The organism is Achromobacter sp. 1011811831, from assembly GCF_059760905.1.
Map to the genome: position 1 here is coordinate 1 of NZ_JCBANG010000083.1, position 12,013 is coordinate 12,013.

General features: G+C 65.0%; 13 protein-coding genes. 2 read left to right on the forward strand and 11 right to left on the reverse strand.

Annotated elements, in window-relative coordinates; genetic code table 11:
- Positions 1-64: 64 nt before the first annotated feature.
- Positions 65-820 carry a metalloprotease LoiP gene (gene loiP, locus AC6LJ9_RS24435; RefSeq protein WP_212312599.1) on the reverse strand — a complete coding sequence of 252 codons (756 nt, stop codon included), beginning with the start codon at positions 818-820 and terminating at the stop codon, positions 65-67.
- Positions 821-1,112: 292 nt separating this feature from the next.
- On the opposite strand from loiP, the gene AC6LJ9_RS24440 reads away from it, so the two are divergent.
- Complete coding sequence (locus tag AC6LJ9_RS24440; RefSeq protein ID WP_498149558.1) at positions 1,113-1,661, forward strand: TIGR00645 family protein; 549 nt, start codon at positions 1,113-1,115, stop codon at positions 1,659-1,661.
- A 185-nt stretch (positions 1,662-1,846) separates the two neighbouring features.
- Positions 1,847-2,206 carry a hypothetical protein gene (locus AC6LJ9_RS24445; RefSeq protein ID WP_498149553.1) on the forward strand — a complete coding sequence of 120 codons (360 nt, stop codon included), beginning with the start codon at positions 1,847-1,849 and terminating at the stop codon, positions 2,204-2,206.
- Between the two features lie 120 nt (positions 2,207-2,326).
- On the opposite strand, the gene AC6LJ9_RS24450 is transcribed toward AC6LJ9_RS24445, so the two are convergent.
- The 10 genes from AC6LJ9_RS24450 to trbE all read right to left on the reverse strand — a co-directional run bounded on the left by AC6LJ9_RS24450 (position 2,327) and on the right by trbE (position 12,009).
- Positions 2,327-2,533, reverse strand: a complete 207-nt coding sequence (locus tag AC6LJ9_RS24450) for a cold-shock protein (RefSeq protein WP_103275074.1) — start codon at positions 2,531-2,533, stop codon at positions 2,327-2,329.
- 333 nt (positions 2,534-2,866) lie between these two features.
- The gene (locus AC6LJ9_RS24455; RefSeq protein WP_212312595.1) at positions 2,867-3,430 is read right to left on the reverse strand and encodes a DUF924 family protein; all 564 of its coding nucleotides are present in this window, start codon (positions 3,428-3,430) and stop codon (positions 2,867-2,869) included.
- A gap of 448 nt (positions 3,431-3,878) precedes the next feature.
- Positions 3,879-4,124 (reverse strand): DUF2274 domain-containing protein, encoded by a 246-nt coding sequence (locus tag AC6LJ9_RS24460; protein ID WP_000108283.1) that lies wholly within the window; start codon positions 4,122-4,124, stop codon positions 3,879-3,881.
- Positions 4,121-5,401: a TraB/TrbI/VirB10 family type IV secretion system protein gene (locus AC6LJ9_RS24465; RefSeq protein WP_003092274.1), complete on the reverse strand. Its 1,281-nt coding sequence runs from the start codon at positions 5,399-5,401 to the stop codon at positions 4,121-4,123. Before AC6LJ9_RS24465 ends, AC6LJ9_RS24460 begins: the two co-directional genes overlap by 4 nt.
- 2 nt (positions 5,402-5,403) lie before the next feature.
- Positions 5,404-6,396 carry a P-type conjugative transfer protein TrbG gene (gene trbG / locus AC6LJ9_RS24470; protein ID WP_000776560.1) on the reverse strand — a complete coding sequence of 331 codons (993 nt, stop codon included), beginning with the start codon at positions 6,394-6,396 and terminating at the stop codon, positions 5,404-5,406.
- Positions 6,393-7,097: a conjugal transfer protein TrbF gene (gene trbF / locus AC6LJ9_RS24475; protein ID WP_001211312.1), complete on the reverse strand. Its 705-nt coding sequence runs from the start codon at positions 7,095-7,097 to the stop codon at positions 6,393-6,395. The genes trbG and trbF overlap by 4 nt, the downstream gene beginning before the upstream one ends.
- A gap of 18 nt (positions 7,098-7,115) precedes the next feature.
- Complete coding sequence (gene trbL, locus AC6LJ9_RS24480) at positions 7,116-8,483, reverse strand: P-type conjugative transfer protein TrbL (protein ID WP_001000746.1); 1,368 nt, start codon at positions 8,481-8,483, stop codon at positions 7,116-7,118.
- Entirely contained in the window at positions 8,480-8,806 is a 327-nt protein-coding gene (locus AC6LJ9_RS24485; protein ID WP_014603538.1) for a hypothetical protein, read from the reverse strand. The genes trbL and AC6LJ9_RS24485 overlap by 4 nt, the downstream gene beginning before the upstream one ends.
- A 12-nt stretch (positions 8,807-8,818) precedes the next feature.
- Positions 8,819-9,562 carry a P-type conjugative transfer protein TrbJ gene (gene trbJ, locus AC6LJ9_RS24490; protein WP_003092277.1) on the reverse strand — a complete coding sequence of 248 codons (744 nt, stop codon included), beginning with the start codon at positions 9,560-9,562 and terminating at the stop codon, positions 8,819-8,821.
- Entirely contained in the window at positions 9,559-12,009 is a 2,451-nt protein-coding gene (gene trbE / locus AC6LJ9_RS24495) for a conjugal transfer protein TrbE (protein WP_000933135.1), read from the reverse strand. Before trbE ends, trbJ begins: the two co-directional genes overlap by 4 nt.
- Positions 12,010-12,013 lie beyond the last annotated feature (4 nt).

A 12,013-nucleotide genomic window follows, 5' to 3' on the forward strand; every position in this document is an offset into this window, starting at 1 on the left:
GGCCCCGGATAAATCCGGATGCCCGCGCCCCGTTTTCCTCCCGGTGGAAGCGGGATCGAACGCCTTACTTGGCCTTGGCGATGCGCTCTTCGATGTGCTGAGCGCGCTTGGCCGAGGACGGATGCGAGCTCATCATATCGCTCTTGCCGCCGTCCAGCTCGGCCAGCTTCTGGAACGCCGTGACCAGGCCGCGGGCGTTGAGCTTCTTGGCCTGGATCAGGTCGAACGAGTAGTCGTCGGCGGCGCTTTCCTGCGATTGCGAGAACTGCGCGTTGATGAACTTCTCGGTCAGATCGCCCAACTGCGACTTGTTCAGCGCGGCGACCGTCGCGCCGCCGGCGGCGTCGGCGGCATCGCGGGCGGCCGAGACCGTGTAGGCGGTCTGCATGGCCTTCTTGCTGTGGCCCAGCGCGACGTGGCCGATTTCGTGGCCCACCACGCCCAGCACTTCGTCGTCGTTCATCATGTCCATCAGGCCGCTGTAGACGCGGATGCAGCCGTTGGCCATGGCCCAGGCATTGACGTCCTTGGTGATGTAGACCTTGTAGTTGGCGGGCTGGCCATTGACGCTGGCGCCGAGCGACTTGGCCAGCTTCTGCAGGCGGGCGTCGTACTTGCTGCCGGGCGCGGCGATCTTTTCCTGCGAATCGCTTTGCGCGCAAGCCTTGTCCGACAGGGTCTTGATGTCGGCATCGCTCAGGGTGGCGGCCTGCACGACCTTGCTGCCGGCGCCGACCAGGCCGCCGATGTCCAGGGCATGCGAAACGGAGTACGGGGCGAGCGCGAGCGCCAGGGCTGCGGCGGTGTACCGGATCTTCATGGGAACAAACTCCTCTTTGACAAGCTCTATGCGAATTCGCCGGCAATTCTATATATGGGAAAACCGGCGCAGACGTTTCGCCACAGAGTTTCGCAAATGCGAATTTCCCTTACATAAAAGCCATGCAAACCCGCATGGGGCATGCTAGGCGCGGGATGACGCCACCCCGAATCCGCGCAAATGCAAGGCCTGGAAATCGTCACAGAAACAGGTGTCCGCTGTCGCCTCGCATTGATAGAATTGCCGCCGCTCTTTTTCCCGCAAACACCAAACGGCTCGCAACCCACCCATGATGTCCACCAACACCCCTCCCCGCCTCGGCCTGCTGCCCGGCCTGATCTTCAGCTCGCGCTGGCTGCAGTTGCCGCTGTACCTGGGGCTGATCGTCGCGCAAGGCGTCTATGTCATGCTGTTCCTGAAGGAACTGTGGCACCTGCTGACGCACGCCACCAGCTTCGGCGAGATGGAGATCATGCTGCTGGTGCTGGGCCTGATCGATGTGGTGATGATCTCGAACCTGCTGGTGATGGTGATTGTCGGCGGCTACGAGACCTTCGTGTCGCGGCTGCGCCTGCAAGGGCACCCGGACCAGCCCGAGTGGCTCAGCCACGTCAACGCCAGCGTGCTGAAGGTCAAGCTGGCCATGGCCATCATCGGCATTTCCTCGATCCACCTGCTGCGCACCTTCATCGAGGCCGGCACACTGGGCACGCCCAATGCGCGCTTCACCGAGGCCGGCGTCATGTGGCAGACCATCATCCACGCGCTCTTCATCGCCTCGGCCCTGGGCATCGCCCTGGTGGACCGGCTGTCGTCGTCGCCCCACGCCAAGCATCACTGAGCCACTGCGCGGCACCCGCCGCGTGAAAATATGGCGGGCTGCCGGATTTCCGGTGGCCGCCGACACGCCGCGCATGCTGAAGCGTGATTGATGCATGGACCATGGCCGGGCTGGGCTTGCCGGAAAACGGCGACATTGCTACCTTTGCCACGCCCCCCCCCATTCCCGACAGGAGTGCGCCCACCATGACCATCCTCGTTTACGCCGCCAACGCCCGCGCCCTTTGGGACACGATCCAGGCAGACATCCCGGCCATCGGCGCCAAGGGCACCGCCAGCAGCAATACCTGGCGCAAGGACGACAGTGGCCGTGCCACCAAGATCTATCGCGCCATGCCTACCGGTGAGCACGATGAGCGCGCCTATTTCGTCGGCACGGTGCGGACCGGCCAGTTGCTGCTGCTGGATCTGCTGCCCGGCAACGAGACGCTCACCTGGTCACTGTTCGGCGCCTTGCACGGCCATCTGTCGGGCATGCTGTTGGCCACCTACTCCGATGCCGTCCTGTCGTTGAACCTGTACCCCAACCGACCGACCGAAGCCTGAAAGTCCGCGCCTGCGAACGCCCGGCAAAAAAATGCCAGTCAGCGTCACTGACTGGCATTTTTCATGCAGGAAGCGTTGGAAGCGCGGGCCTGCCGCCCCAAGAACCTCAGGCGCGGCGGATCAGGCCGAAACCTTGATGTTCTTCGCGCTCGGGCCCTTGGGGCCGGTGCCTACCTCGAAGCTGACGCGCTGGTTCTCCTGCAGCGTCTTGTAGCCTTCGCTGCGGATTTCGGAGTAGTGGGCGAAAAGATCCTTGCTGCCGTCGTCGGGAACGATGAAGCCATACCCTTTTTCGGCGTTGAACCACTTGACGATGCCGGTTGCCATATGCGGATGTCCTTGAATCCAGGGGAAGCGATTGCTCGCGGGGTGCCAGATCGTCAAGGATGGGAGAGGAAGCAACCGCAACAGCATTGACGGCGACAAGTTAAACGCAGACCGCGTCGCTTGAAAATCTCGCTGGAATCAGTGTATTGGCGAATTCCGAAAAACGTCAATTGTGCAAATCCCGCCCCTGCTGCCGGCGGCCGGCCAGAGTCTGGCGGCAGGACACGGGCATCAACGAACCAATTCACCATGCATTTTTGGGAAATGCATGGATATTTTCAAATTGGTATTCGTTGACACACAAAGAAACCAGGACAAACAACACCCCATCCATCAGCCCGAGAAGCCGCCCCCATCCAGGAAGGCCTGCTCGGCCGGCGTGGTCAGGCGACCCAGCGCCGCGTTGCGATGGGGGAAACGGCCGAAACGCTTGATGATGTCGCGATGCAGGACCGCCCAGCGCAGCGTATCGCCGCCCAGGGCCTCCATCAACGCCACGCCGCGCTCCTGCGCCTCCAGATCCTCTGCGTGCTCGAAGGGCAGATAGAAGAACTGGCGCAGCTGCGCCTCGACCGCGAGGTCATGGCCGACGCCGATCGCGTATTCGGCGCAATAGCGCGCCAGCGGATCGGTGGCGAACATGTGCGCCGTGCCGCGATAGGCATTGCGCGGGAACTGGTCCAGCAGAACCATCAGCGCCAGCGCCCCGGTGGAATCTCCCAGCCAGTCGTCCAGCTCGCGGGCCGCGGCGGCGATGTGGGCGCTCTCGAATCGCCGCCGGAATTCGGCGTCGAAGGCCGCGTTCTTGCTGAACCATTGCTGAGGGCCCGCGTCGCGCCAGAAGGCAACGACCTCGGCGGGCTGCGGAAGCGGCGTGGGCGAGGAAGATGAGGACATGCGGGACATCCAGGAAAGGAGAAATGCGGCAGCGCGGGCGCGCACTCGCAGCATACAACGCCGCCAGGCCGTTCCTGCCCTTGGCGCCAGGACTACATCGTCGCCAGACGCTCGATGCCGGCTTCCTGGCGGGCGCCAGGCGCGGCGCGGCAACAAAAAAGTGCCGGTGTCAATTCTTTCGCGCAAATCAAGAAGGACTTGAAACCGTATATGGGACAGTAGGTTAGCTCCTTTCGGGGCCGCTTAGAAGAAGAGCGGCGTTGTCGGCTAGGAGCGACATAGGAGCGTTGGGAGAGAAAGCCGCATCGCACTGTGTAGTGCTGGATTGCCGAGGAACGGCGGGCCTGTCGCATCATCATAGCCCAACAGGCTCGGCGGCATCCAGAATGAAGAACGCGCAGCCTGGGCTGCGCGTTCGATGGATGCCGTTGAATAGCATGCGGTGCAATCATGGCGGCTTCGGTGGTGTGCTGCGGGTCGCCGTGCCCTTCCTGAATCCTCGATCCCCCGCCATGAACGCTTCCAGCATATGCGGGATCAGCGTCGCCGCATCAACGGCCTCGCCATACGCCTGCGCGTGTAGCGCGGCGTAGCGGTCGAGGTCGACTTTCAAGCTGGTCGGGCAAACGAAAGTCAGCTTGGTGCTCTCGGTCTTCGGCAGCGGGCCGAGCCGCAGCTTCTTGGTCGTGCTCATCGTGAAGTCCCCCGGTTGAAGAACAGCGGCTGGTACGGCCGCAGCACCAGATCCCGGTTGACGATGATGCGAACCGGCAGGCCCGGCCGTTGCGTTAAGGTCGGCTGGATGTTGAGGTTGCGCCGGGTCATCTCCTGGCCGACCTGATTGATGCTGTCCTGCGCGCTGTCGCGCCCAGCGATGATGACGCGATCACCATCCTGCCGGTTCTCCGGCGCGGCCAGCTCGGCACCGACGCCCAGCAGCGTGGTGAGTGCCGCACCGGCAAAGATGCGGCCCCAGTGGTAGTCCACATCGTCCTCCAGCCCGGCATAGCCGGCTGGGTCGGTGCCGGCCAGGTTGTCGAGCGTGAGCGAAGACGTGTCCGGCAGGATGATCCGGTTCCAGACGACTTGAACGCGGCTCTGCCCGTAGCTGACCTGGCTGTTGTATTTGCCCAGGATGCGCGAACCCTGCGGAATCAGCAGGAAGCGCCCGGTGGCTGTGTCATAGACCGGCTCCGTCACCGTGGCGATCACGTCGCCGGGCAAGTCCGACTTGATGCCCGTCACCAAGGCACCTGCGACCACTGTTCCGGCCATAACCTGATACGGCGAAATTGGCAGAGTCAGATTGCCGGAATTACGGGTTTCAGTGGGGCCAGCTTTCATGAAAGCCTCTTTCTGGTCTTGCCGGTTTTGCACCGCTGTCGGGTCAGCAGGTTGGGCCGCCGTGGAGGCCGGCCCGGCCGCCAGCGGGTCAAACGCCGCATTGGCGGCGAAGCCCGGCGCAGCGGCCACCTGTGTCTGCGCTACCGGCGCCGCATTCTGCCCACCCGAGCGGAAGAACACGGACGAGGCCGCGGCCGCCTCGGCTTCTTTTCGCAGGGCATCGTTCGGGTCGTGACCGGGGGCCGCGTAGGCAGCCGTCGCCGGTTGCTGCGACTTCACGATAGCCGGGCCAAGATCGCCCGGCAGCGGTGGCCCTAGTTCGGGAACGGCAGGCAGCAACGCCGGCGGCAGCTTGGAATAGTCCGTCGGCAGCGCATCCAGTCCTTCCGACTTTGACACGCGATCGACGTTGTAAAGCTCGGTCTGCTCGCCTGTGCTGCGTCGATGAGGTTGCAGCGACCACATCAGCGCGCCGAGCACGGCGACCGCTAGGACGCCGGCAAGGATGGCCAGCGAGCGCCGGTTCAGGCGTGTGACTGGACGCGGCTGGGCGCGCAGCGCCACTGCCTCCGGCGCCACCTTGTCCGCCTGCGGCGCGGCAAGGTCGGGAGTGTCATCCTGGCTCATGGTCAGTTCCTCCGTGCAACACCATCGGTGCGCTCGATCCGCACCACGTCGCCGCCATCGCCGCCCAGCCGCAGTTCGGCCGCGCCGAACAGGCGATCCACGACGTAGTACGGCGAGCGAAAACGGTAGTTCACCAGTTGCCCGTCGCCCTGCGCGCCGATGACAAACAGCGGCGGCAGCTCGCCCTGGGCGATGCCCGGCGGGAACTGGATATAGACCTTCTCTCCATCATCGAAGGCGCGCAGAGGCTTCCACGGCGGGTTGCTGCCCGATACCGCGTAGCGGAAGCGGATCTTGTCCAGCGACAGGCCCGTATCGACAGGCGTTGTTGCCTGCGCTGCCTGCGCCTGGCGCTGCAACGCGAGCATTCGGTCTTTCGGATAGTCCCAGGACACCGACGCCATCCATGCCCTCTCGGTCGAGGTCAGCTCCAGCAGGTAGGTGCGCCGACTGGTGGTGATGACGAGATTGGTTTTCAGACCGGAGCGGATAGGCTTGACCAGCACATTGACGCGCAGATCGGCCCCGCCGCCGCTGGACGTGTCGCCCACGATCCAGCGCACGGTATCGCCGGCGGCGACCGTTACCAGTTCCTCGCCCGGTTGAAGCGAAACCACCGTCACGCGCCCCGGCGACGCATAGACCTGATAAAGCGCGCCATCGGTGAACGGCCACACCTGAATCGCGTTGACGTAGCCCTCACGGGTAGGCGCGATACGCGCTTCTGCATTGGCACGGGAAACGCGCACCTTTTCGTCGGCCGGCTCCGGCGCAACGGGGGCCTCATCGAGTTCCGGCAGGGGCTTCAACTGCGCCGGCAGCGCCAGCGGTTCAGGGACGGCGACGACTTCGACGGGCTTGGGCGGTTCGGGCAACGGCTGGGCCAGCACCGTCTCGTCGAGCGAGATGGATGGCGGCGGCTTCCCCTGCGAGGCGCAGCCCGCGAGGGCCAGCAGCGTCAAAGGAACAACGTAAAGGCGGAAACGAAGTTTCATGGTTTGGCTCCTTCGGAAGAATCCAGTTCGCGGCTCCATGACAGGCCGTTGACGTAGATACCCAATGGGTTCTTGAGCAGGCGCTGTTCAGTACGCGGGGTTTGCAGGACGGTCGAAAGCACGGCGTTCCAGCGTTCGGTGCCGGCGGGCGCACCGTTGACATAGCGCTGCTCTGTCCAGCGCACGTTGAAAGACGTGTCGCTCGCGCGAACCACGCTGGTGATTTGCACCGTTACCGATTCCTTGCCGATGCGGGCGAATGGGTCATTGGTGCGGGCGTAGTCGTTGAGCACCGCCGCGCCCTTGTCGGTGGTGTAGTCGTAGGCATCGAGCCAGTTCTGCCGCACCACGATGGGGTCGATGGACAGCGAGCGAACCAGCGTCACGAAGCGCGCCAGGTGGTGCGCGATCTGCGCGTCGCCGGGCCGGTACGGCGTGGCGGCCTCTCCCACGGCGCGCACCTGCCCGGCTTGATCGACCTCGATGACATAGGGCGTCACGATGGACTGCGCCGAGCGCCACACCAGGCCGCCGGCCATCAACAGCGCGAGCACTAGGCAGCCGAAGGCCATCAGGCGCCAATTCTTCGCCTGCACGCGGGCGGAGCCGATACGGTCGTCCCACACCTGGGCGGCGGCTTGATACGGGGTGGCAGGCTGCGGCGTATCGGCGTAGCGCACCTGCGGTCGTTTGAATCGCATGGGTGTTCTCCTTGAAGGTTAGGTATCGGAATCCCGCAGGCTCGGGCCTTGCCCGGAGCCGCCGCCGTCGCCGCCGCGCAGCGTGTGGGCGGCAGTGGTCGCGGCATGGGTAGCCTGCTGGCGGCGGTGCATCCGCTTGGCCCAGGCCGGTTGCTCTTGCTTCTGCGAGCCTGCGGTGCCGTCTGCGGTCTGGCCGGGGCCAGCACCGTCGCTGCCGGCTTCTGTGCCGTTCCAGCCAGCGCGGAAGGAGTCGGCCACCTTCTGCCCAACAGCGGAAGCACCAGAGGTGACGCTGCGGCCTGCGGCTTGTGCGCCAGTCTTGGCGACATTGCCGAGGCCAGCCGCCGCGCCCTTGGCACCGCCGCCGGCCGCAGCGGAACCGGCCTGGAACGCCGATCGGGCACTGCCGGCCGCCGAAGTCGCGGCACGCGCACCGGCACCGGCCAGCTTTGCGGCCGCCGGGGCCATTCGTGCCCCGGCCATGACGGCGCCGCCCACGCCCGTTACGGCGGCGCCGATGGCAACGCCGGTGCCGACAGCCCCGACCGCAGCACCAGCCATCGCGCCCGCACCAAGCTGTGGCGCACCGGACACCAGGCCGGTGGCGATACCGGGGCCGAAAATGCCCAGCGCCAGCAGCGCGAGCGAGGCCAGCATCACGACCAGCGCGTGGTCGATGGATGGTTCGTCGGGATGCACCTGGAACTCGGCGAACAGGCCTGAACCGATGCCGACGATGACGGCCAGCACCAAGACCTTGATGCCTGACGACACCACGTTGCCTAGCACCTTTTCCGCGAGGAACGAGGTCTTGTTCCAGAGTGCAAACGGGATCAAGACGAAGCCGGCGAGCGTAGTCAGTTTGAACTCGATCAGCGTGATGAAAAGCTGTACGGCCAGCACGAAGAAGCAGAGGATCACCACCAGCCAGGCGATGAACAGAACCACGATAGGGTCGATGTTCACGAACACCTCGGGGAACCCAGCCATGTCCCCGATCTGTTCCAGAATCGGCGCGGCTGCGTCGATGCCGGTCTTCGCCAGCCGGCCCGGCTGAAGGAAGTTCTCCATCGTGATGGCCGAGCCGGTAGCGGTAATTCCCAAGCCGGCGAACGAGCGGAACACGATGCTCGCCAGCCAGTTGAAGTTGCCGATGATGTAGGCGAACGCGCCGACACAGAGCACCTTGCGCAGCAGCTTGGCGATCACGTCGTCGCCCTGGCCGGTGGCGTGGCTCATGGCCCAATACAGGCCAGCGATCGTCATGTCGATGACGATGAGCGTGGCGGTGAGAAATGCCACTTCGCCCTGCAATAAGCCGAAGCCCGAGTCGATGTAGCGCGAGAACGTATCGAGGAAACGGTCGATGATGGTCACGTCGTTCATGGCGAATCCTCGGGCGGAGTGAGCGGAACGGCGCCCTCTGGCAATTCATCTGCGGGCGTATCGAAGCTCGGCGGAATCGGCGGGAGTTCAGCCAGCGAGTTGTATTCATCCGGCCCGGTATGGCCGGCGAAGAAGCGCCGCCGGAAGGCTTCAGCGGCGGCGCGGCAGGCATCCTCGCCCACGGCCTGCCGGTCGGCCGCGCATTGCCCGCGCAACGCCTTGAGCCGCACCGGATCTGCGGCCAGGGCGTCGGCCAGGTTCTCGGCCGGCTGCTGGCCGCACGCGGTCAGCAGCACGGCCATCAGGACGGAAGCGCATCGCATGGCCGCCTCCGGTCAGTTGTTATAGAAGTTGACGGACTGCGGCGTGTACGGCGTGCCGGTGCCCAGAAAGCGCCGCCGCACTTCGCGGGCGCGCTCCATAGCCGCCGCTTGCCGCGCCAGTTCCAGTGAAGCGGCCCGGTCTTGCGTGATCTGGAGCTGCTGCGCCTGGATCGACTGCTTGGCCTGCAAAGCCAGGAGCTGGTTCGTCGCCTGCATCGCTTGCAGCGCGCCGGTGGCCGACTGGCTCTGGCTCACGAGATCGGCCAGCGCGCTTTCGTCTTGGGCGAGGTTCTGCGACACCTGCGCCTGCATCCGCATCGCGGTGTGCAAGCCGTTCAAGGTGTTCTGCCAGCGTTCGCGGGCGTCCTGTGCCATGCGGTCGCCGCTGATGGTGGCGGCGTACTGTTCCGGGTACAGGCGGGCGAACGTGGCATCCATGCTCTGCACGTCGTAGGCCAAGCCGCGCGCCTCGGCGATCAGGCGCTCGGTGGTGGCGAGCGTCGAGCGCAGGCGGTTGACGATGTTGAAGTCGAGATTTGCCAGGTTCCTGGCCTGGTTCATCAACATCTGCGCCTCGTTCTGAAGCTGGTTGATCTGGTTGTTGATCTGTTCCAGCGTGCGCACGGCGGTCAGCGTGTTCTGCACGAAGTTGGACGGGTCGAACACCGTCAGCGCGGATGCGGGCTGCACGGCCAGCAGCGATACCGACAGCACGGCAGCGAGTGAGACAGAGAGCAAACGGGGCTTGGTCTTCATGGTGAAACCTCCAGCGGTTGAGAAGCGAGAAAGGAAGCTGCCGCCGGAGCGGACGGCAGCAGGTCGGCGGCCCAGCCGAGGCCGCGATGGCGCAGCCACGCGCCGGCGAAGCCGGGAGCGCCGGCCTGCGTCAGCACGCGGTCAATATCGCGTTGGTCTTGAGGGGTGGATGCGCCCGCGAATGCGAGCGCGACAGGCCCCAGGTCGAGGTCGAACAGGCGATTGCCGAGGCGCGACTGGTAGTAGTAATCGCGCTTGGGCTGTGCGGTCGCCACGATCTCAATCTGGCGGCTGTTCAAGCCGAAGCCTTCGTAGATCGTGCGAATCTGCGGCTCGGTGGCCTGCGGGTTAGGTAAGAAGATCCTGCTCGCGCAGCTTTCGATGATGGCTGGCGCGATGGTCGAGTCCTTGATGTCGGCCAGCGACTGCGTGGCAAAGATGACGCTGACGTTCTTTTTTCTGAGCGTCTTGAGCCATTGCCGGATGCGGGCCGCGAAGGACGGCTCATCGAGGAACAGCCACGCTTCATCGAGGATCAGCAGCGTGGGCGCGCCGTCAAAACGTTCGTCGAAGCGGGCGAACAGGTAGCGCAGCACTGCTTGCACGGCGGCGGGGCTGTGCATCAGTTCTTCCATCTCAAAGCCCTGCACGTCGGCCATGCCCAGCCGGTCGTGGTCAGCGTCCAGCAGCTTGCCGTGGGCGCCGCCCAACACATAGGGCGCGAGCGCTTGGCGCAGCGCGTTGGACTGCAATAACACCGACAAGCCGGTCATGGTGCGCTGCTCCACTGGCGCACCGGCAAGGCTTCGCAGCGCCGACCAAATGGCAGCCTTCTCGTCCGGGCCGACCGTCACGCCTTCGTGCAGCAGCCGGCCCTCCACCCATTCGGCGGCCCAGGTGCGGTAGCCCTCGTGGGCTATTCGCGCGAGTGGCTGGAAGGCGATGCCGCCATCGGCACCGAGGTCGTAGTGCTCACCGCCAAGGCCGAGGATGGTGGCGCGCATCGAGCGCCCCATGTCGAAGGCGAAGATCCGCGAGCCGAAGTAGCGCCGGAACTGCATGGCCAATATGGCGAGCAGCACCGACTTGCCCATGCCGGTCGGCCCGGCGACAAGGGTGTGCCCCACGTCGCCGATGTGCGTCACCAGCCGGAACGGCGTCGCGCCATCGGTGCGGGTGACGATCAGCGGCGGGCCATCGAGGTGTTCGTTCTTCTCCGGCCCAGCCCATACCGCTGACATCGGCATCATGTGCGCCAGGTTCAGCGTCGAAACGATGGGCTGACGCACGTTCGCGTATGCGTTGCCGGGGACGGACGACAGCCAGGCATCGACTGCGTTGAGGGTTTCGGGGATGGTCACGAAACCCCGGCCCTGGATGACGCGCTCCACCATGCGCAGCTTCTCGTCGGCCACGGCCGGGTCGGCGTCGAGCACCGTCACCGTGGCGGTGAGGTAGCCGAAGGCGACTTGATCGCTGCCCAGCTCCTGCAAGGCGGCATCGGCGTCGGCGGCCTTGTTGCTGGCATCGGTATCGACCAGCGGGCTTTCCTGCTGAAAGATCGTTTCGCGCAGCAGCGCGATGACGTTCTTGCGCTTGGCGAACCATTGGCGCCGCAAGCGCCCCAATTCCCGTTCCGCCTCGGCTTTGTCCAGGCACAGGAAGCGCGTACTCCAGCGATACGCAAAGCCCAGGCGGTTGAGGTCGTCCAAGATCCCCGGCCAGGTCGAGGTCGGGAAGCCTCGTACCGACACCACGCGCAGGTGCTGATCGCCCAGCATGGGCGCCAGGCCGCCGACCAGCGCGGCATCGGCCAGCAGTGCGTCGATATGGAACGGCACGTCGGGCACGCCGACGCGATAGCGCCGCGTGGAGACTGTGGCATGCAGGTAGGTCAGCGTCTGGCTATCGTCCAGCCAGGCAATCTCCGGCATCACACCATCGAGCAGGTCGAACACGCGATCGGTCTCTGCCACGAAGGAATCAAGCCGACCACGCCAGTCCACACCCTCAGTGGGCCGGTTCTCGTACAGCATCCCAGCCGCACGGGCGCGAGACTCTTGCGGCGGTAGGTGTTGCAACGTGAAGTGATAGACGCTCTCGAAATGGCCATCCGACTCCTCGAACGCCGCGCGTCGCTCCTCATCCACCAGCCAGGACAGTGGTTCGGGAAAGGAGGATTGCGGATAGCTCGATGCCCGCATCCGCTCGGCCTCGATATAGAAGGCCCAGCCAGACCCGGTACGGCGAAGCGCGTTGTTCTGCCGCGCCGACGTGGCAATCAGCTCGCCCTGTGTCGCACTGTCCAAGTCGGGGCCGCGAAACTGGAACGTGCGTTGAAACGAACCATCTTTGTTCAGCACAACGCCCGGCGCGACCAGCCCGGCCCAGGGCAGCCAGTCGGCAAGCAAGGCCGGGCGCTGACGATATTCGGCAAGGTTCAGCATGGCG

What these genes read in the sequence shown, in the direction of transcription:
- loiP (WP_212312599.1), bottom strand. Translation starts at nt 820, where the DNA reads ATGAAGATCCGGTACACCGCCGCAGCCCTGGCGCTCGCGCTCGCCCCG.
- AC6LJ9_RS24440 (WP_498149558.1), top strand. Translation starts at nt 1,113, where the DNA reads ATGTCCACCAACACCCCTCCCCGCCTCGGCCTGCTGCCCGGCCTGATC.
- AC6LJ9_RS24445 (WP_498149553.1), top strand. Translation starts at nt 1,847, where the DNA reads ATGACCATCCTCGTTTACGCCGCCAACGCCCGCGCCCTTTGGGACACG.
- AC6LJ9_RS24450 (WP_103275074.1), bottom strand. Translation starts at nt 2,533, where the DNA reads ATGGCAACCGGCATCGTCAAGTGGTTCAACGCCGAAAAAGGGTATGGC.
- AC6LJ9_RS24455 (WP_212312595.1), bottom strand. Translation starts at nt 3,430, where the DNA reads ATGTCCTCATCTTCCTCGCCCACGCCGCTTCCGCAGCCCGCCGAGGTC.
- AC6LJ9_RS24460 (WP_000108283.1), bottom strand. Translation starts at nt 4,124, where the DNA reads ATGAGCACGACCAAGAAGCTGCGGCTCGGCCCGCTGCCGAAGACCGAG.
- AC6LJ9_RS24465 (WP_003092274.1), bottom strand. Translation starts at nt 5,401, where the DNA reads ATGAGCCAGGATGACACTCCCGACCTTGCCGCGCCGCAGGCGGACAAG.
- trbG (WP_000776560.1), bottom strand. Translation starts at nt 6,396, where the DNA reads ATGAAACTTCGTTTCCGCCTTTACGTTGTTCCTTTGACGCTGCTGGCC.
- trbF (WP_001211312.1), bottom strand. Translation starts at nt 7,097, where the DNA reads ATGCGATTCAAACGACCGCAGGTGCGCTACGCCGATACGCCGCAGCCT.
- trbL (WP_001000746.1), bottom strand. Translation starts at nt 8,483, where the DNA reads ATGAACGACGTGACCATCATCGACCGTTTCCTCGATACGTTCTCGCGC.
- AC6LJ9_RS24485 (WP_014603538.1), bottom strand. Translation starts at nt 8,806, where the DNA reads ATGCGATGCGCTTCCGTCCTGATGGCCGTGCTGCTGACCGCGTGCGGC.
- trbJ (WP_003092277.1), bottom strand. Translation starts at nt 9,562, where the DNA reads ATGAAGACCAAGCCCCGTTTGCTCTCTGTCTCACTCGCTGCCGTGCTG.
- trbE (WP_000933135.1), bottom strand. Translation starts at nt 12,009, where the DNA reads ATGCTGAACCTTGCCGAATATCGTCAGCGCCCGGCCTTGCTTGCCGAC.